The organism is Dorea sp. 210702-DFI.3.125, assembly GCF_020560945.1.
Taxonomy (GTDB): domain Bacteria; phylum Bacillota; class Clostridia; order Lachnospirales; family Lachnospiraceae; genus Dorea; species Dorea formicigenerans.
On sequence record NZ_JAJCNF010000033.1, the window covers coordinates 12171 to 32299 of the forward strand.

A 20129-nucleotide genomic window follows, 5' to 3' on the forward strand; every position below is an offset into this window, starting at 1 on the left:
AGTTGCAATTTAAGAAAAAATTAAGTAATATTAGCTCGTACAATTAAAAAAGATTTTGAAATTGGTCAATCACTTATTTTAATGCATCTTTTTTTTAGGAGGAAAATAAATATGTATGATGTTTTAGTGAAAAACGGCAGAATTGTAACTGCAGACAGAGTTTCAGAAGGGAACATCGCAATCAGAGATGGCAAGATTGCAGCTGTGTTAAATGCAGGAGAAGAGCCAGAAGCAGCAAAGGTTATTGATGCAAAAGGAAATTATGTTTTCCCAGGTGCAATCGATACGCATGCACATCTGAACGACCCAGGATATGAGTGGCGTGAAGATTATGAGCATGGAACTGCAGCGGCAGCACTTGGTGGTTACACAACTGTCATAGATATGCCACTTCAGAATGAACCGGCAATGGTTAATGCAGAAGCATTTGATTTTAAACTGAAAAAAGTTGATCCGAATGCATACTGTGATTACTGTTTCTGGGGCGGACTGATTCCGGATAACTTTAAAGATCTGAAGGATTTGGATGAGAAAGGATGCGTAGCATTCAAATCATTTATCGGACCGGTATCACCAGACTACAGTTCATTAAATTATGGACAGGCTTATGAAGCAATGGAAATCATTAAGGAATTTGATGGACGTGCAGGATTCCATTGTGAAGATTTCTCAATGATCAAAAATCTTGAGAAGATTGAGAAAGCAAAAGATCCGAATTCATGGCAGTGTTTCCTGGATTCCAGACCGGTTGCAGCAGAGATGGTAGCAACTGTTGATATTATCGAGATTGCAAAAGCAACAGGATGTAAAGCACATATCTGTCATGTCAGCAGCCCGGATGTAGCACAGAAGATTAAAGAAGCACAGCAGGAAGGCTATGACATCACAGCAGAGACATGTTCTCACTACTTAAGTCTGACAGATCAGGATGTATTAGAGAACGGACCGTTATTCAAATGTGCACCTCCGCTTCGTTCACAGGAAGAGGTTGACAGACTGTGGTCTTATGTAGAAGATGGAACATTCAGCGGTATTGCAAGTGACCATTCACCATGTTCATATGATGAGAAATTTAATGAGATTCTTGGAAACAAGATTGAAAATGTATTTGATGTATGGGGCGGATGCAGCGGAATTCAGAGTGGTTTCCAGGTAACCTTCAATGAAGGATGCGTAAAACGTAATGTATGCCCGACAGTTCTTGCAAATGCAATGTCTGTACAGCCTGCAAAAGCATTTGGTATCTATGGAAGAAAAGGAGATATCAAACCGGGATTTGATGCTGACCTTCTGATTGTAGATCCAGAAAAAGAATGGGAGATTACAAGTGATTCCTTATTATATGTAAATAAGATTTCTGCATTTGTCGGAATGAAAGGAAAAGGACTTCCAATCATGACAATGATTCGTGGAAATGTTATTGCAGAAGACGGAAAGATTGTTGCAGAAAAAGGTGTTGGAACATTTATTGAGAAAATTAAATAATACCGAAATTAGGTAACAGATCAGGTGATCTTGCCTAATAAAGGCAAGATCACCTGATTTTTAAATTATACTTAAGAAAAAGGAGAGAGAAGATGAGTATTGTAGACAACAAAGTACTGGATCCAAAGCTCGTTGCCAATGTAGACGCGGATCTCCAACCAACAAAGAAACGTATCATGGGAAGCGTATCCTATGCAGCCAGCTTCATGGGTGGATGTGTATCTATCGGAACATTTTCCATGGGCGCAGCCCTGATTGGAACATTGACTGTAATGCAGGCGATTATTGCGATGTGTATCGGATGCCTTGTTATTGCAGTAGCACTTGCAATTATCGGTGAGTGTGGACATGAGTATGGTATTCCATTTACAGTACAGTTAAGAAGTAGTTTTGGTACAACAGGTGTAAAGATTCCAGGAGTTCTCCGTGGACTTCCAGCTATCGTATGGTTTGGTTATCAGAGTTGGGTCGGAGCAGGAGCTATCAACAGCTGTCTGAAGATTTTATTTGGATTTGATAATCTTCCAATTATCTATGCACTGTTCACAATTCTTCAGGTTGCACTTGCAATCAAAGGATTTGAAGGAATCAAATGGATGGAGAATATTTCCTGTATCTTTATCATTGGTATCCTGATTTACATGTTATATGTAGTAAACACAAAATTCTCATCAGAGATTGGAAATGTATTCTCTGGAATTAAGGGAACATGGGGCATGCCATTCTGGGCAGCAACAACTTCTTTCCTTGGAATTTATTCCACAATGATCATCAATGCATCTGACTATTCCAGAAATGCAACAGATGACATCAAACCTGTAAAAGCTACAAGCATTTACACTGTTGCTATTCTTCCTGTAACATTGTTCATGGGTCTTATCGGACTTCTTGTGACAGCAGCAACAGGAAATAGTGATCCTGTAGAAGTATTCTCTACTACAATGGGAAGCAAATTTCTTACAATCCTGACATTGCTCTTTATCGCATTTGCTCAGGTAACAACAAACGTACTGAACAATATTGTTCCACCTGCATACGTTCTGATGGAGTCTTTCAAAGTTAAATGGACACATGCAACAATTCTTGTTGGTGTGCTGTCAGCATGCGTAATGCCATGGAAACTTGTTACAGCTGACTCTGCAGCAGGGTTATCATTATTTACACAGTTCTACTCAGCATTTTTAGGACCTATCTTCGCAGTAATGGCAGTCGACTTCTTCATACTGCGTAAGAAGAAATTGGATTTGAATGATATGTATGACAAAGAAGGTTGCTTCAAAGGAGTTAACTGGGCAGCAGTTATTGCAATTATCGTAGGATCTGTCTGCTCCGTATTCGTAATGCAGTTATCATGGTATGTCAGCCTGATTCCGACAGGAGTTGTATACTACTTCCTGATGAAGACTATGAAGTCAAGCAAAGGATTCCGAAAAGGAACTATTTTTGAAGACTAACATATTGAACAAATAAAAACCCCGCAAATTGTATATCAAAGCAATTTGCGGGGGATTTTTTCTCTGAAAGAAAGCTAAAAACTACTTATTTAAACACTTCTCAATAAACGCCACTGTCTCGTCCAGCACTTTCTGTGTGAATGGATTTTCTGTGTCTCTGTCAAAGTCGTGTTCTGTTCCGGACACGATGAATCTTTTTGCGTGATATTTATTACTTAGTTCTGTGAATTCACTAAATGGTACGTCGGTGTCTCCGGTGCTGTGGGCACAGAACAGTGGGCAAGGAAGTTTATCACAGGCGCGAAGTGTATAATCCAGATAGAAAAACTTTTCGCGTCCCTCGTAAAAAAGATCTATCCATTTTCCTTGCTGTCTTGCATAGACATAGACACTGTAGTGTGTGTCAAGATCGCCATCTGCGTGAATGCCTTCTGGAATAACACAAAGAGCACTTTCTGGAACTTTCGGAAGCGTGCAGTAATGTCTGCTTGGTTCCTTGAACCAGTTGTCGCATAAAAATCCATATCCATAATAGGAAAGAATTCCGGCAGGTGCCTGTGTGTAAGTTCCTTTTGCTACTGCAATCAGGCAAAGGTAAGCGCCGGCAGAACGTCCCCACAAAAAATATGGAAGAGATCCTTCGGAAGATTTAGGGCTTTTAATTAGTTCGTCACTGTGATCGATATAATATTGAATGGAACTTTCTACATCATTCATGATAATTTCTAACTTTGCGGCAGGAGCCAGAGGATAGTCAAAAGCAATGATTGCATATCCGGCCTGAGTCAGAGTGTTCAAGTGAGGGCGTGGAAGATCTTTTCTTCTTCCATATAAAAGACCGCCTCCGTGAAAATAGATGATAGCAGCTTTTACCGGTGTGTCTGAATCAGTATACACGGTTGCTCCTTTTTTGAATTTTTCACTTGGAATCTCAAATTCTTTCTTTTCTAACATAAAAATCCTCCTTTGTATAAATTGTCAAAAAAATTGAAAATGAATTAAAATCCGGTCAAATTCCGACTATTTTATTTTTATATTTATTAAATCGATTATAGCTAAAATATATAGGCTCTTATCCAATAATTAACAGTATATCACAAAAAATGTCATTTTCAAGAGAAGTCATTAGACAAAATTTACCATAAAGTAGATAAAAAGTGGTTGAACCTTTTATCTAAAATTCCGATTGCAAATTTTAAGCTTTAATGACATAATAAGACCATAAAACATGGTAACAACAAAACCTGAATTTGATTTTGTGTTCCGCATTAAGAAAGAGAGGTATTTGGTAATGAGTTACTTAAACAATCAATTAGGATATCGTGATGCACTTTTGGACACACGTTCTATTATTAAAAAAGGAGATTACATCGTTCTTGATCCAGATGGACTTGTAAAGAATGTAGTTCCGGGATATGAGAACTGTGATGTTACAATTCTTGGCTCACCGGCTATGGGTGCAACATTTGCTGACTATCTTGTACATGTCCACGAAGGTGGAAAGAATACAGGAATCGGTGGAGAGGGAATCGAATCCTTCTTATATGTAGTTGATGGTGAACTTTCAGTAAAGAATGATGATCAGTCCGCAGAACTTACAAAAGGTGGATACATTTACTCACCAGCAAGTAACAACATTACTTTTGAAGCTAAAGGCGAGGCTACATTATATGTATACAGACGCCGTTATGAGCCAGTTGCAGGGCACAGTGCTCATACAGTAGTTGGAAATGCTAATGATCTTGAGTGGATGTCCTATGAAGGAATGGAGAACTGCTATGTACAGGATTTCCTTCCATCAGCTCATGACATCGGATTTGATATGAACATGCATATCTTGAAATTCCACATCGGAGCTTCTCATGGATATATCGAGACACATGTTCAGCAGCATGGTATGTATTTCCTGTCTGGAAAATCTATGTACAGACTTGGAGATGACTGGGTACCGCTTCAGAAAGGTGATTACTGCTTCATGGACGCTTATGTTCCACAGGCTTGCTACGCTGTAGGCGATGAGGGACGTGAGGAAGAGTTAGTTTACATCTACTCTAAAGACTGCAACAGAGACATTGCTCTGTAATATATAGTACATAGCCTGAATAATGTTCTTACACTGAAAATGATATTTAGCACATAATAAAATCGAATATAAATTATATACGATTGACATCATATGCCGGTATATACAGTAAAAAAAGCGAGCGGCATTGCTGGGAGCAATAAAGAAACTGTGTGTACCGGCGTATATGCTATATAAGAGTTTATCAATAATGTGACAAAATAGAAAAGATGAATTGAAAAAGTGTGAATTAGAAGATGCATAAATTAGAAAAATACTGCATGTAAAGAAAACACGTAGATAATTATATAGGTAACTATATGGTATATAAAGAGAGAAAATAAAGAAAAGGATGGTATGAAAGAATGAGACTTTCAAGAGAAGAGCTTAAGGGCTTAATGAAAAACAAGTTGATCCAGGCGGGACTTCGTGAGGATCACGCTGACCAGACAGCAGAAATTCTGACATGGGCACATGAGAGAGGATTTGCTTCACATGGTGCTGTTCGTGTTGAGTATTACTGTGAGAGAATCTTCAAAGGCGGAATCACACATGAGCCAAACATCACATGGAATCAGACAGGTCCTTGCTCAGGAATCATGGATGGAGACAATGGTATCGGTTACTGGGTAGCAACAAAAGCTACTGAGAAAGCTATTGAGATGGCAAAAGAGAACGGAGTTGCTATTGTAGGTATGGCTAATGTATCTCATACAGGAGCAATCGGATATTATACAGAGATGTGTGCAAAAGAAGGACTTGCAGCTATCACATTCTGCCAGTCAGATCCGATGGCAGTACCATACGGCGGAACAGAGCCTTATTATGGAACAAACCCGATTTCATTTGCTTGCCCGACAGCAGACGATCGTAATGTTGTATTTGATATGGCTACAACAGTTCAGGCTTGGGGAAAAATCCTGGACAAGAGATCACAGGGTGCTGAGATTCCTGCAGACTGGGCTGTAGATGAGGACGGAGCTCCTGTAACAGATCCACATAAAGTAAATGCTCTTGTACCGATTGCCGGTGCTAAGGGATATGGACTTATGATGATGGTAGACATCTTCTCAGGAGTACTTCTTGGAGTACCGTTTGGTAAACATGTAAGCTCCATGTATCATGACTGCTCTAAAGGACGTGAGCTTGGACAGACAATTATCGTTATCGATCCAGAGAGATTCTGCGGTGCTGAGCAGTTCAAGAAGAATATGTCTCAGACATGCGATGAGTTAAATGCTATGAGACCAGCTCCGGGATTCGACAAAGTATACTACCCAGGACAGAGAGCTCTTATGAGAAGAGACAAAACTTATGCTGAAGGTGGAATCGAAGTCGTAGATGAGCTTGTTGATTATCTCAAGAGTGACGCAATTCACTTTGACAGATACGATCACAAAAACAGATTCGCTGACTAATTCATTTATTTCGTGCAATTTCCAATGGACCAGGAAGTGGAGCACTCCTCTGCTTCCCGGGTTCCATTTCAAAAATAGATGATATCAAACTATAAAAACAATGAACTAGATAAGAAGGGAGAAATGACATGTTAAAGACAGTCGTAAAAAAAGGCAGTTACCAGGATTCAGTAGTTCTGATGCTTCTGACAAATGAGCTTTCTTCACTGGATGGAGTCAACAAGATTCAGGTTATGATGGCTACACCGGCGAACAAAGACATTTTTAAGGAGAGTGGACTTACAACAGATGAGTTAATGGACGCTACAGCAAATGATATGGTAGTTGTAGCTGATGTTAATGATGAAGCAGTACTTGATGCTGTAATGGACAAAGTTGAGGAGTTCTTAAAGAAACAGTCCACAGCAGCAGAAGGAAAGAAAGGTTCTGAAAGTGTAAAATCATGGGATGCGGCACTGAAGAAAATGTCCAATGCAAACCTGGCAGTTATCTCTATTCCGGGAGCATATGCAGCATTAGAGGCTGACCGTGCACTGGATGAGGGACTGAGCGTATTCATGTTCAGTGACAATGTAACAATCGAGGATGAGAAAGCTCTGAAAGAGAAAGCTCATTCAAAAGGACTTGCAGTTATGGGTCCTGACTGTGGTACAGGAATCATTCAGGGAGTTCCGATCGCATTTACAAATAATGTAGCGAAAGGTTCTATCGGAATCATCGGAGCTTCAGGAACAGGTATCCAGGAGCTTACAACAATTATCGACAGACTTGGTGAGGGTGTTACAAACGCTATCGGTATCGGTGGACGTGACCTGAAGGCTGAGGTCGGTGGAATCACAATGATGGATATGATCGATGCAATGGAAGACGACGATACAGTGAAAGTACTTGTAATCGTTTCCAAACCGCCTGCAAAAGAAGTAAGAGATAAAATCTCTGCAAGACTTTCTAACTTCAGCAAACCAGTTGTTACTCTGTTTGTTGGAGAGAAACCAGAGTATCATGAGGAGAACTTCTATCATGCATACACACTGGATGAGGCAGCTCGTCTTGCTGTAGGTCTTGTAAGAGGAACAAAGGTTCCGGAAGCTACTGTTGATGTAGATGAGTCTGAATTCTACAAAGCAGAAGACGGAAAGACAATCAAAGCTTACTACTCAGGTGGTACACTTGCAAATGAGGCAGCTATGCTGATCAAAGATGCAATGAACTGCAAAGTTCCACCAGAGGACGTTGAAGGATATATGCTCCAGTTAGATGGCAACGTAGTAGTTGACCTTGGAGATGATGCTTATACACAGGGTAAACCACATCCGATGATCGATCCAGCAAAACGTATTGAGTGTATGCAGGAAGCAGTAGATGATCCGTCTACAGGAGTTGTTCTTCTTGACATCATGCTTGGATATGGTTCACACGCAGATATGGCAGGATCATTGATCCCGACAATCAAAGAACTTCAGGCAAAAGCAGATGCAGCAGGAAGAAAAGTATTCTTCATCGCTACAGTATGTGGAACAAGAAGAGATTATCAGGGATATGATGAGGCAGTTAACAAATTAAAAGAGGCTGGAGTTATCGTATGTGAGAACAACAAGCTTGCATGTCAGACAGCTATCCACGCTATCGGAAGAGATTTCCAGGAGCCAGAGAAAGAGATTCGCGCAAAAGAGGTTGTTGCATGTGAGAAACATACACCAGCTGAGACATTAAAAGAGCTTCTTTCTGAGAAACCACGTATCATCAACATCGGACTTAAGAGCTTCGCAGAAGTTGTAGAAGAGTTTGGATGCGAAGTTGTACAGTATGACTGGGCTCCACCGGCAGGCGGAAATGTAAAACTTATTAAGACTCTGAACTTCTTAAGAAATTACGAAGGAATCGAAGAGAAGAACCGTGAAGTGATTGCTAAGGTTGTAGCAAGCCAGCCAGTATTAAAAGATAACGTTCGTGCAAAAGAAGTAATTCCAGAGTTTGCTGAAAATAATGGAAAAGTAATTCTTCATGCAGGTCCTCCGGTAGATTACAAGAATATGCCAGACCCGATGCAGGGATCTTGCGTAGGTGCTGTAATGTTCGAGGAGTGGGCAGAGACAGAAGAAGAAGCTAGAAAAATGCTTGAGAATGGCGAGATCAAATTCATCCCTTGCCACCACTGCAACGCAGTAGGACCTATGGGTGGAATCACATCTCCTAACATGGCAGTATTTGTAGTTGAGAACGAGACAGGAGCTAACAGAGCTTACTGTACAATGAACGAGGGTATTGGTAAAGTTCTTCGTTTCGGAGCTTATGATGAGGAAGTTGTTAACAGACTTCGTTGGATGAGAGATGTTCTTGGTCCAACACTTGGAAAAGCTCTTCGTTCTATGGAGAATGGACTTGCAATTAACCCACTGATCGCAAAAGCAATCGCAATGGGTGACGAGTTCCACCAGAGAAATATTGCAGCTTCTCTTGTATTCTTAAAAGAGATGGCTCCGCTTATTACAGAGATGAAAGACATCAGCGAGAAAGACCGCTATGATGTTATCAAGTTCCTTGCTGATACAGATCAGTTCTTCCTGAACATCATGATGGCTACAGGTAAGGCTGTTATGGATGATGCACGTAAAGGAACAGACGGAACAATCGTTACAGCAATGTGCCGTAACGGATATGAGTTCGGTATCCGTATTGCTGGTATGGGTGACGAGTGGTTCACAGGTCCGGTTAATACACCACAGGGACTGTACTTTACAGGATATGATGCAGATGATGCTTGCCCGGATATGGGAGACAGTGCTATTACAGAGACATTTGGTGTCGGTGGTATGGCAATGATCGCAGCACCGGCTGTAACAAGATTCGTAGGTGCAGGCGGATACGAGGATGCTCTTCGTACAAGTAACGAGATGATGGAAATCGTTACAGACAGAAACCCGAACTTCACAGTTCCTACATGGAATTTCCAGGGAATTTGTCTTGGAATCGATGCAAGACTTGTAGTTGAGAAAGGTATCACACCAGTAATCAACACAGGTATTGCTAACAAAGTAGCAGGAAAAGGACAGATTGGAGCAGGTACAGTTCACCCGCCAATCGAGTGTTTCGAAAAAGCTATCGTAGCATACGCTAAGAAGCTTGGATTCGAGGCATAAGTCCGGAAGATAGGAGGCAGCCATGGAAAAGAAAAAAGTTGTCATTGCTCTTGGTGGAAATGCGCTTGGTAAAGATGTAGAAGAGCAGAAAGAGGCAGTGGCTAAGACTGCAAAAGTAATTGTTGACCTTGCACAGCAGGGATTAGATATCATCGTAACACACGGAAATGGTCCACAGGTCGGAATGATCCAGAATGCTATGGACAACCTGGTTGTTATGCATGAGAATTATAAACAGGTTCCGCTTCCGACAAGCGTGGCAATGAGCCAGGGATATATCGGAATCGATCTTCAGAATGCAATTAAGTACGAGCTTTACAGCCGTAACATTGAAGGAAAAGTATCTACAATCCTTTCACAGGTAGAAGTAGATAAGAATGATCCGGCATTTGAGAATCCGACAAAACCAATAGGAAGATTCCTTACTAAGGAAGAGGCGGAAGAAAATGAAGCAAATGGCGTGCGTTGTATGGAAGATGCAGGAAGAGGCTACCGTGTAGTAGTAGCTTCTCCGATGCCACAGAGAATCCGTGAGCTTGAGACGATCAAGACACTGGTGAATGCAGGACACATCGTAATCACATGTGGTGGCGGTGGAATCCCGGTAATCAGTGAGAACGGAAAACTGGTCGGAGTCAACGCAGTTATTGACAAAGATAATGCGAGCAGCCTTCTGGCAGCTCAGCTTGGAGCAGACTATCTGGTTATCTTAACAGCTGTAGAAAAAGTTGCGATCAACTTTGGCAAAGAGAATCAGGAGTGGCTTTCAGATCTGACTGTAGATCAGGCAAAGGAATATATTGCCGAGGAACAGTTTGCAAAAGGTTCTATGCTTCCGAAGATTGAAGCAGCAATTCGTTTTGCTGAGTCAGGAGAAGGAAGAAGAACATTGATTACACTTCTTGACAAAGCGGCAGAAGGAATTGCCGGAAAGACAGGAACTGTGATCCATCAATAATAGTTATATCAGATGTGGGAGTTATCCCACATCTGTAAGTAATGAGAAGAAAATAGGAGATGGAACAAGATGAATATACCAGTAAATCTATTTATGTGGATTATGGCGTTCCTTCCAATTGCGGCACTTCTGATCTTGATGATCAAGTATGGCTGGGGAGCGACCGAGGCGGCACCGGTAGGATTACTGATAACGGTAGTTACTGGAGTTGCTTTTTATAAAGCAGACATTACGCTTCTTGCTTCCGAAAGTGCGAAAGGTGTGTGGAATGCACTGATCATATTGATCATTGTATGGACTGCAATTCTGATGTATCAGGTTGGAGATGAGGCAAAAGCATTTTTGGTAATCCGTAATGGTATGCGTAAACTTTTGCCAAACGAATTGCTTCTTGTACTTGCAATGGGCTGGATTTTTGAGAGTTTCCTTCAGGGAATCACAGGATTCGGCGTACCTGTTGCAGTAGGAGCACCTCTTTTGATCGGTATTGGTGTGAAACCGCTGTGGGCAGTTATTATCCCTCTTATCGGTCAGGCGTGGGGAAATACATTCGGTACACTTGGAGCTGCGTGGGATTCTCTGGCTATGTCAGCCGGACTTGCTGTAGGAAGCAGTGAGTATCTTACAACAGCTATGTGGACAGCATTTTTCTTATTTATCTGGACAGCAATCGGTGGTTTTGCCACATGTTGGTTCTACGGTAAAGGAAAAGCACTGAAAAAAGGATTTGTAGCCGTAGCAATTATGGCAGTCATTCAGGGAGGCGGAGAACTTCTGCTGACACAAGTAAGCACAACACTGGCTTGTTTCATCCCGGCAGTTATTTCATTGGTAGTCATTCTTCTTCTTGGAAGAACAAAAATGTATAAAGATGAGTGGTGTATTGAGGACAGCCCGATCATGAATCGTGATTTTGCTGCAGCCGATGGAGAAGAAGAAATTCCGGATATGACACTTGTTCAGGCATTTGTACCATATTTTGCGTTATCTATTATCACACTGGTGGTATTACTTGTAAAACCACTGAACACAGTGCTTGGACAGTTTAAATTTGGATTTGCTTTTCCAGAGACATCTACGGGTTATGGTTATGTAAATAAAGCAGTAGATTGCTTTTCACCATTAGCTCCATTTACTCATGCAAGTATGTTCTTGTTTGTATCAGCGATCATTGGTCTTGTTTATTACAAAAAGCATGGCTGGATCGGTGAAGGTGGTACGAAGAGAGTGTTTGTGAAATCTGTTTCCATGACAATGCCGTCTGGTATTGCAGTTATCGGACTTGTTATTATGTCAAAGATTATGGATGGAACAGGACAGACAGTTGTACTTGCAAATGGAATTGCAAATGTACTCGGAAAAGTTTACATTATCTTTGCACCATTTGTAGGACTTCTTGGAACATTTATGACAGGAAGCAACATGAGTTCCAATATTTTATTTGGAAGTTTCCAGATGACAACCGCAAAACTTCTTGGGGCTAATACTGCTGCAATCCTTGGAGCGCAGTCAGCTGGTGGTGCAATCGGAGCTGCAATCAGCCCGAGCAAGATTATTCTTGGTACGACAACAGCAAGTATCCTTGGAAGCGAAGGCGAAGTTATGAAAAAGCTTATGGCGATTACAATACCGTCTACGATTTTGATTGGAGCAGTATTGTTTGTTATGACAGCTTTATAAGAAAGTCTTGAATCTGGAAAAAGGAGTGCTGACAATGGAGAAGAATAGCTTTTTTAAAACTAAAGAAGGTGGACTGACATTAGCATTTATCGTAATTATGATTGCATTTGCTATTATGCTTTTCGGTTTATATACCGGGACAACCGCAGCCTGTGCAGTTGGATTTGTAATCATGATGGCAGCTATGTTCTATTCACCGGTGAAAGTGTTTATCTTAACACCAAAACATAAGTAATTATTGTAACCAGAAAGGAAAAAAAGACTATGGGAACAGTAGCAATTGAAGAAGTAACAGGAAGAATTGCTGAAAATTTAGAGTGTTTAAAACGTTTTACAGCAACACCAGGAGATGGATGTACAAGACTTCCATTTACAAAAGAGGCTAGAGATGCCGTAAATTACCTGAGAGAGGTTATGACAGAGGCTGGTCTTGAAGTACATGAGGACGAGGCCGGAAATGTAATCGGTATCTTAAAAGGAGAGAATCCAGACCTTCCATGTGTTATGATGGGATCTCACTATGATTCAGTAGTAAACGGTGGAGACTTTGACGGAATCGCCGGAGTTGTATGCGCGATCGAAGCTGCAAGACAGTTAAAAGATGAAGGATTTACACCAAAGAGAAACTTTGCAATCGTTGGTTTCTGCGATGAAGAGGGTATGCGTTTCGGAACAGGATATTTTGGATCCGGAGCTATGCTTGGACACAGAGATGTTGAGTATTGTAAACATTACAAAGATACAGATGGAATTTCTATCTATGATGCCATGAAGGGATATGGACTTGATCCAGAGAAGATTGAAGATGCAAAATGGCCGGAAGGTTCTATCGGAAAATTCCTTGAGCTTCATATTGAGCAGGGACCGGTTCTGGATGCAAAGAATATTGAGATTGGTCTTGTAGATTGTATCGTTGGAATCCAGAGATATATGGTAACAGTAAACGGAAGAGCTGACCATGCCGGAACAACTCCAATGGATATGCGTCTTGATGCTGTTGATGCAGCAACAAAGGTTATTTCTAAAATCCCAGATTGGGCAAGAGAGAAAGCTGATGGAACAGTTGCAACAATCGGATATATTAACACGATACCTGGTGGAATGAATATTGTAGCTGAAAAATGTGAATTTACAGTTGACATTCGTTCTAAGAGCAACGACAATATTAATGATATCGCAAACAGAATTCGTGCAGCATTAGACCGTGAAGTGAAGGCTATGGGTGGATCCTATGACATCGATACAAAGCTTGTGATCGAGCCGGTTATGCTGGATGAAGGTATGCTTGACATCATGGAAGAAGACTGCAAAGCAAGAGGATATTCTTATATGAGACTTCCTAGTGGAGCAGGACATGATGCACTTGAGATCGGTCAGGTGCTTCCGACAGTTATGATTTTCGTTCCAAGTAAAGACGGAAGAAGTCACTGCCCGGTAGAGTTTACAAAGTATAGTGAATTTGCAAAAGCTTCTGTTGTTATGACAGGTCTTGCTAAAAAGCTTCTTGCTGAGTAATCCGAAAAATAATTATTTATGAATGGTGATTCGAAAGGCCGGAGGAAGAGATATCCTGCGGCCTTTCGAGAAAGAAACGGGGAAAAAGATATGGGCGAATTAAATCCGATGTACAAAAGAGAAAACTTACGATTGTTAAGAAGAGCTTTAAGGCTGACTCAAAAAGAATTCATTGACAGATTCCTGTCGGATGAAGAAGGAAAGCCAACTATGAGCATCGCGACATTGTCTAACCTGGAGGCAAAAGATGGTCCCAGAATGAATGATGTCATTATCAGTGTTTCAGAACAGCTTGGAATTGATTCTATGCATTTTTCTATGCCATCAGAAGAATTTGCCGAGAAGATACATATTCTGTTACCGGATGATGTAAGCCCGGAAGCGCTTGGAAAGCTTCAGTCTAAAAAAGGCAGCATTAATCAACTTTTGAATCGCCTGACTATGTATTTTGCAGAGCAGATGTTTGATAAGAGTCTGAAAAAAGGGGATAAGATAGAGTCAGATCGTGTACTTGCGACAAAACTTGGAGTTGGACGTTCGGCAGTACGTGAGGCATTGAAAGTTCTGGATGTGCTTGGCATGATTGATATCCGGCCGGGGCAGGGAACTTATATTAGTGGAAATGAAGCAAATTTTTTCGTCATTCCACTTTCCTGGTCTTTATTTATGAATGGCAATCAGACAGAGTCTATTTTGGAAGTGAGAGATCTTCTGGAAGTGAAAGCCGCTTATCTGGCAGCTGACTGCGTAGATGATCGCGCTCTGAATCGTCTGTATGATGTATCACATAAAATCCATCAGGCATATGTAGAGCAGAATTATAAGAAGTTTCTGGATGCAGATTTGGAGTTCCACAGCAGTATTGCAGAGTGTTCCGGGAATACTGTAATTTACAGTATGCTTCAGACAATCAGTAATCTGATGCGTCATGTCAGTGAGACGGGAATGATTGACGGACGACAGCTTCAGGAAATTTATGAAGAGCATCAGAAAATTTATGGTCTTATTCTTGCAAAAGACGGAGAGGGTGCTGCAGAAGCTATGGAAGAGCACATGAAGAGATCAAAAGCCCGTTATAATTACAGATAAGATTACATAAAACTGTTTACATAGTCATTAACATATTGAAAAAGAAATAAAAAAGTTTCGGATATAACATCGAAAAGGGACTCCCCTGCAAATTTACAGAATGATGAAGTGATATTTGATTTGTACCGTACCTCACAGTATTGCCTCGAATTTCCTGTAAATTTGCAGAGGAGTTCTTGTAATTTGGAAAAGAATAAGATATAATATTGCGGATTGTGTTACTAAGAATAGAACATAATAAAATAGGTAACTAGATAATAAGGCATAGAATTAGAGGTGATAATATGGAAATGATAATAGATGTACTTGCAGATGCGTTGGCAGATTGTTTAAAGATGCTTCCATTTCTTTTTGCAGCATTTTTATTAATTGAAGGATTGGAGCATTATTCGACAAAATTGACAAGAAAGGCACTGGAAGATGTAGATAAAGCAGGTCCGGTTGTGGGGGCACTCGTGGGCTGTGTACCACAATGCGGATTTTCAGTCATGGCTTCTAACCTCTACGCAGGAGGGATTATATCGGTAGGAACATTGCTTTCTGTATTTCTTGCAACATCAGATGAAGCAGTATTGATCTTGCTTGGCAATCCGGATCAGGGAAAGACAGTTCTGACACTCCTTGCGGTAAAAGTTGTGATTGCGGTCGTAGCAGGATACATCATTGATCTTTTCCTGCAGAAACAAATTGCAACTCCAAAAGAGTGTGGAAATCTCTGTGATCACTGTGGATGTCATGATCACCACGCCGGACTTTTAAAACCAGCACTTCGCCATACAATTAAGATATTTCTCTATCTTTTTGTATTTACAGCAATTTTGAATTTTATTATAGAAGTAATTGGAATTCAGACATTATCTGAATATCTTCTGGCAGATAGTATTATCCAGCCAGTGATTGCAGCACTTATTGGATTGATACCTAACTGTGCGGCTTCTGTTGTAATCACGCAGCTTTATATCAGCGGTGCAATTTCATTCGCATCTGCCATTTCCGGTCTCTGTACCGGAGCAGGAATTGGATTGGTTGTACTTTTTAAGGTCAATCGGGATAAACGTGAGAACATAAAGATTGTACTCACTTTATATGCACTTTCAGTGATTGCAGGAATGGTTTTACAGATCTTCGAATTTTAAGTTGTCAAATTGTGAAAAATGCTGTCGATAAGCGACACGAATTGACAAAAGGTTAATATATTCGAAATTGATTTTCTATTTTGATGTGCTATAATAAATATGTTCACACTTGAGATATACCTTTTTGTGAGGAGGATTTATTATGGTAACAAAAAAAGGGACACCTGTAAAAAAGACAAAAGATGTAAAAATAGCTGCAAATGTTATGGCTGATTCGATAAAGACAGAAGAGAAAGCAAAGGCAGAAGTTAAGACCGAGATAAAGCCACAGACAAAAGAGAAAGTAGAGGCAGAAGCTAAGACTGAGATAAAGCCACAGACAAAAGAGAAAGTAGAAGCTAAAGTTGAGAAGGCTGCTGCAGATACAGTAGATAAGATTACGAAAAAAGCAGTGAAAGGTGCAGGTGCGGCAAAGACTGTAGCAAAAGCTGTAACAAAGACTGCGACAAAGACTGTAAAGAAAGCTGCTAAGAAAGACATTAAAATAAAAGCATTTGTTGAGTATTATGGTAAGCAGGTAGAAGAGAAAGACATCATTGCCCGTGTGAAAAAAGCATGGACGAGATCTGGTAAAAAAGTCGGAGACATTAAAGAGATGGATCTTTACATAAAACCGGAAGAGAATGCGGTCTACTATGTGATTAATGGAACAGAAACAGGAGCTGTAGAATTCGAGTAGGAAGACAAAAAGAAACAGATAGTAAAAGCTGGCTTTTACTATCTGTTTTCTTTTGTTAGCAGTAACACCTATTATGCCATAATTATGATTTATTCTATCAGTAATATATCAGCTTGAATATTTTTTCTTTTGTATTGTAAAAGAAATATGCTATACTTGAACAGTTGAAAAAGAATGATTTACAGGAGGAAGAGAGCTTTGAAGAAGATATTGACATTATTAGGGACATTCTTCATGGTTATGCTGTTGCTCCCGACTTATGTGTGGGCGGCAGAAAGTCATGCATCTGCAGTGCAGGTGCCGGTCTGGCTATGTATTCCATTTGCCGGGCTTTTGTTATGTATAGCGGTCATGCCGCTGTTACGTGCTGAGTGGTGGGAAGCACACCAGCCACTTGTGGTGTTTATGTGGATCATATTACTTGTAGTGCCATTTGCAATCGTTTATGGTGCAGGCGATACATTTGAAACAGTATTGGAATGTATCGTGAATGATTATCTGACATTTATTGTTCTGTTATTTGGATTATTCTGTGTATCTGGTAACATTACAGTTGGAGGAGATTTTGCAGGATCACCGAGAGTAAATGCATGTCTGCTGGCATTGGGTACACTGCTTTCCAGCTGTATTGGAACAACGGGAGCCAGTATGCTCATGGTTCGCCCGGTCATTAAGATGAATTCATGGAGAAAAAGAAAAAGACATATTATGGTATTTTTCATTTTTCTGATTTCCAATATGGGTGGCTGTCTTACGCCAATCGGAGATCCGCCGCTTCTAATGGGATTTATGCGTGGAGTACCATTTTTCTGGAGCATGCATTTATTGCCAATATTGATTTTTAATCTGGTGATTCTGTTATTTGTATTTTATCATCTGGATAAAAAGGCATACCGTAAAGATATTGCGGAAGGAAGAAAACCGGATATCAGCAGACCGGGAACCGAATTTTATATTGAAGGACTGCACAATATTATTTTCCTTATTATGATTGTAGGTGCAGTAATTTTAAGTGGAGTACTTCCGGGAATGTCAGCATTCCAGGACGCGGCAGGTAATGTAAGAGGAATTCGTCTGTACGGAGAAGTTACACTGACGCTTCCTGCGCTGATTGAGATTGTGATTATTTTACTTGCAGCATTTCTGTCATTTAAGACAACAGACAGTTCCATCCGTACAAAGAACCATTTTACGTGGGGAGCAATCAAAGAGGTTGCAGTTTTGTTTATCGGAATTTTTATTACTATGCAGCCGGCACTGATGCTGTTAAAATCTGTTGGACCAAACCTTGGAATTAGCGAGCCGTACCAGATGTTCTGGGCAACAGGAGCGCTGTCCAGCTTCCTTGACAATACACCGACCTATCTTGTATTCCTGACAACTGCGGGAACACTTGGATTAACAGGAGGTATTACAACGGCTCTTGGACAGATTCCGGTGAATCTTCTAGAGGCTATTTCCTGTGGAGCTGTATTTATGGGAGCAAACACATATATAGGAAATGCACCGAACTTTATGGTAAAAGCGATTTCTGATGAAAATGGTGTCAATATGCCATCATTCTTTGGATATATCTTATGGTCGCTTGCATTCTTAGTTCCGGTATTTATACTGGATATGCTTGTGTTCTTTTTGTAGGAGGTTACGGATATGGCAAATAATAAAGATATGTATATAGAACTTGCGAATCGGATCTATGATCTGGATGGTGAAGTATATAAATGTGTAGGATCTTCCCTTGGAAGAACATTTACAGGAAGCAGAGAGAATACGATCCGTGCACTTAGTATGTTGATGTATACGAAGCCTGACGGACATCTCTTGCGAAGTGAGCTGGCGCTGATTAGTAACATGGCTCGTACGATTAAGAATAAAGAAGATAAGAGCCGTATGATGACAGAATATAATGAGATTCTTAAAGCAATGGAGCAGCTTCCGGATATGTCTGCAACGGATATTGTCAATGCAGAAAGAATGGCTCTGAATCCGGCTGCACACTGGGATGAAGTGGACGAAAATGCGCATCTCGTTATCTGTATCAGCCGTACACAGGGAAGTGCGGGAAATGATATTGGATTTGAGCTGGCAGATAAGCTGCATATCAATTATTATGATTCAGAGATTTTCGAGCAGGTACTAAAACGTCAGGAAGAAGAAAAATTTCATATTAAAGAGAAAGAGTGCTTTACAGAGTTTGATAAATATGGAAAAAAACGAGAAACATTGAAATCAAAGCTGCGGAATATGTATCGTTATCATGGACTTAACAGAGAAGATGCCGTCTTCTTTAATATGAGCGATCTGATCTGTAATCTGGCACGAACAGAAGATTGTATTATAGTTGGAAGATGTGCGGATATTATTCTGCGCAATAATTATATTCCACATATCAGTCTGTTCATCAGCGCACCATTTGAAGTGAGATTGCAGTATATGATGAACGTGCGTGAGATGGATCAAAAGACAGCGGTGAAGTTTTTGAAAAAAATGGATCGCCAGCATAAAAAATATTACGAATTTTATACAAGTGAAAAATGGGGAACTCCTGAGAATTATGACCTGTGCATTAACAGTGCCAACTACGGAATCAAAGAGACGATAGAAATCATTGAACGTCTGATCATCAACAGGAAGAAAGCATAAGGGGTACAAGAAAGAGACTTTACGTGTGTTTCAGATACTGATATAATAAAGACGAATGAGAAGGGAGAAAATAATTAACACGTAAAGGAGATAATAGAATGAATGAGACAACATTGGTGAAAGGCATAAGTGCGATAGGCTCCATGGATGGACCGACTTCAGTGTTCCTTGCCGGAAAGCTAAGCGTGGGAGTGTTTGCGGCTGTGATAGCAATCGGTATTTTAATTGGATTTTTCGGTTTGAAGCTGGTGAAAGTGGTTGCGGCATTCCTGGGATTTCTGATTGGAGCAGGAGTGGGAGCTGGAATCTGTGCATTAGCGGGAATTGAAGGTATTGCATCCGTAGCGGTTATATTAGTCTGCGCGATATTGCTGGCAGTAGTGTCTTTTCTTGTATACAGGCTGGGTGTATTTGTGATGATATTCATCTGCTCTATGGGAGTGCTGGCAGCAGTGATACCGGCACAAAGTTCAGTCATTACTATTGTGGAACTGGCAGTGGCACTTGTGCTTGCGATTCTTGCTGCAATATTTGCAGAGCCGATGATCATTGTAATTACCGGTATAGCAGGTGGATTTCTTGCAGGTCCGGCGATTCTCGACCTTGCTGGAATTACAGATCCGTCATGGTTAAAATATGTAGCAGGTGCAGTTCTTGCATTTGTAGGACTTATGATTCAGTTCATGATGCAGTCAAGTAAGATTGGAAAGAAAGAGAGAATCAAATCGGAACATATCAAGGAACAGGTCTCTATGGAGAATGAAGTAGAGAAAGCCCGAATGATTCTGGATGAGGACGAAGCGAAGCCAGAAGAAGCAGAAGAGCCGGAAGGATATCTGGATGAGGAAGAGGCAGAAGAGCCGGAAGGAT

16 protein-coding genes are annotated in these 20129 nt (G+C 40.7%); 15 read left to right on the plus strand and 1 reads right to left on the minus strand.

Going from position 1 to position 20129, the window contains the following annotated elements; all coding sequences use genetic code 11:
- Nucleotides 1–111 precede the first annotated feature (111 nt).
- Nucleotides 112–1485, plus strand: a complete 1374-nt coding sequence (gene allB, locus LI164_RS13305) for an allantoinase AllB (RefSeq protein WP_173790268.1) — start codon at nucleotides 112–114, stop codon at nucleotides 1483–1485.
- 92 nt (nucleotides 1486–1577) lie between these two features.
- On the plus strand, nucleotides 1578–2939 hold the full coding sequence (locus LI164_RS13310) for an NCS1 family transporter (RefSeq protein WP_173786426.1): 1362 nt from the start codon (nucleotides 1578–1580) through the stop codon (nucleotides 2937–2939).
- An 81-nt stretch (nucleotides 2940–3020) separates the two neighbouring features.
- Here LI164_RS13310 and LI164_RS13315 read toward each other — a convergent pair whose 3' ends face one another.
- Nucleotides 3021–3893 (minus strand): alpha/beta hydrolase, encoded by an 873-nt coding sequence (locus LI164_RS13315; RefSeq protein WP_173786425.1) that lies wholly within the window; start codon nucleotides 3891–3893, stop codon nucleotides 3021–3023.
- A 337-nt stretch (nucleotides 3894–4230) separates the two neighbouring features.
- Between LI164_RS13315 and allE the strand changes: the two genes are divergently transcribed.
- The 13 genes from allE to LI164_RS13380 all read left to right on the plus strand — a co-directional run.
- Nucleotides 4231–5022, plus strand: a complete 792-nt coding sequence (gene allE / locus LI164_RS13320; RefSeq protein WP_118236710.1) for a (S)-ureidoglycine aminohydrolase — start codon at nucleotides 4231–4233, stop codon at nucleotides 5020–5022.
- Between the two features lie 344 nt (nucleotides 5023–5366).
- Nucleotides 5367–6419 (plus strand): ureidoglycolate dehydrogenase, encoded by a 1053-nt coding sequence (gene allD, locus LI164_RS13325; protein WP_173786424.1) that lies wholly within the window; start codon nucleotides 5367–5369, stop codon nucleotides 6417–6419.
- A 128-nt stretch (nucleotides 6420–6547) separates the two neighbouring features.
- Nucleotides 6548–9559, plus strand: a complete 3012-nt coding sequence (gene fdrA, locus LI164_RS13330; RefSeq protein ID WP_173786423.1) for a DUF1116 domain-containing protein — start codon at nucleotides 6548–6550, stop codon at nucleotides 9557–9559.
- 22 nt (nucleotides 9560–9581) lie between these two features.
- Nucleotides 9582–10517, plus strand: a complete 936-nt coding sequence (arcC, locus tag LI164_RS13335) for a carbamate kinase (RefSeq protein WP_227087263.1) — start codon at nucleotides 9582–9584, stop codon at nucleotides 10515–10517.
- A gap of 69 nt (nucleotides 10518–10586) precedes the next feature.
- Nucleotides 10587–12197, plus strand: coding sequence for an L-lactate permease (locus tag LI164_RS13340; protein WP_227087264.1), 1611 nt, complete (start codon nucleotides 10587–10589; stop codon nucleotides 12195–12197).
- A gap of 34 nt (nucleotides 12198–12231) precedes the next feature.
- A complete protein-coding gene (locus tag LI164_RS13345) occupies nucleotides 12232–12432 on the plus strand; it encodes a hypothetical protein (protein ID WP_005334247.1) in 201 nt (66 codons plus the stop codon).
- Between the two features lie 29 nt (nucleotides 12433–12461).
- Nucleotides 12462–13712, plus strand: coding sequence for a M20 family metallo-hydrolase (locus tag LI164_RS13350; protein WP_005334246.1), 1251 nt, complete (start codon nucleotides 12462–12464; stop codon nucleotides 13710–13712).
- A 90-nt stretch (nucleotides 13713–13802) separates the two neighbouring features.
- Nucleotides 13803–14801 carry a FadR/GntR family transcriptional regulator gene (locus LI164_RS13355; protein WP_173786419.1) on the plus strand — a complete coding sequence of 333 codons (999 nt, stop codon included), beginning with the start codon at nucleotides 13803–13805 and terminating at the stop codon, nucleotides 14799–14801.
- Between the two features lie 284 nt (nucleotides 14802–15085).
- Complete coding sequence (locus tag LI164_RS13360; protein WP_173786418.1) at nucleotides 15086–15937, plus strand: putative manganese transporter; 852 nt, start codon at nucleotides 15086–15088, stop codon at nucleotides 15935–15937.
- A gap of 142 nt (nucleotides 15938–16079) precedes the next feature.
- Nucleotides 16080–16616: a DUF6465 family protein gene (locus tag LI164_RS13365; protein ID WP_173786417.1), complete on the plus strand. Its 537-nt coding sequence runs from the start codon at nucleotides 16080–16082 to the stop codon at nucleotides 16614–16616.
- 198 nt (nucleotides 16617–16814) lie between these two features.
- Nucleotides 16815–18254: a sodium:proton antiporter gene (locus LI164_RS13370; protein ID WP_173786416.1), complete on the plus strand. Its 1440-nt coding sequence runs from the start codon at nucleotides 16815–16817 to the stop codon at nucleotides 18252–18254.
- Between the two features lie 12 nt (nucleotides 18255–18266).
- Nucleotides 18267–19259, plus strand: a complete 993-nt coding sequence (locus tag LI164_RS13375; RefSeq protein WP_117606441.1) for an AAA family ATPase — start codon at nucleotides 18267–18269, stop codon at nucleotides 19257–19259.
- A gap of 98 nt (nucleotides 19260–19357) precedes the next feature.
- Nucleotides 19358–20129, plus strand: a 772-nt coding sequence (locus LI164_RS13380; RefSeq protein ID WP_227085902.1) for a hypothetical protein, incomplete at its 3' end; no start/stop codon positions are given.